The organism is Pseudomonas sp. Pse35, from assembly GCF_024519715.1.
GTDB classification, from domain to species: Bacteria; Pseudomonadota; Gammaproteobacteria; order Pseudomonadales; family Pseudomonadaceae; genus Aquipseudomonas; species Aquipseudomonas paracarnis.
Window position 1 is genome coordinate 1 of sequence record NZ_JALJRP010000083.1, and the last position, 612, is coordinate 612.

Genomic DNA, 612 nt, shown 5'->3' on the forward strand with positions numbered 1-612 from the left:
TGGATCATCAGGCGGTTGGCCGCGACGATGTCCGGGCCGGGGCGGTCTTGCATCAGCAGGTTGCCGGCCGGGTTGTGGGCGAAGCGTTCCTGTACGTCCTGGGAGTGGTCGGCGCGGGTCAGGCGGGCGAGGGGGTCGTAGCGGTAAAGGTGTTCGCCTTTGCGGGTGTCGAGCAGGCGGGTGAGGTTGCCGGATTTGTCGTAGTCGTATTGGCGTTGGTAGAGGTGGTTTTGTTGCTGCGTTACCGCGTGGGCGTGCAGGCGGTGTTGGTCGTCGTAGTGGTAGTGGCTGAGCACTTGGCCTTGCTGGCGCTGATGCTCTCGACCGCTCTTGAATAGGTGCGAGGTAAGCACTTCACCGTTGAGTTCGACGGTGGCGAGGTGGCCGCCTTTGTCGTGGTTGAAGGTGACGCGGTTATTATCCGGCAGGCACAGGTTTTTCAGTTGCCCGCAGGCGTCGTAGCCGTAGCGCAGGGTGCCCCAGCCTTGGTGTTCGGCGGTGAGGCGGTTTTGGCGGTCGTATTCGTAGGCCAACGCCCAGTGACCGTCTTCGACGCTGAGGAGGTTGCCCTGGCGGTCGTAGGCATAGTCGACAACGCTGGCACCGGGCAGG

The 612-nt window shown here is 63.2% G+C and carries 1 protein-coding gene; it reads right to left on the reverse strand.

Going from position 1 to position 612, the window contains the following annotated elements; translation table 11 throughout:
* Window positions 1–612 (reverse strand): RHS repeat domain-containing protein (locus OC445_RS26915; protein ID WP_410055967.1); only part of this gene is annotated, 612 nt, incomplete at both ends.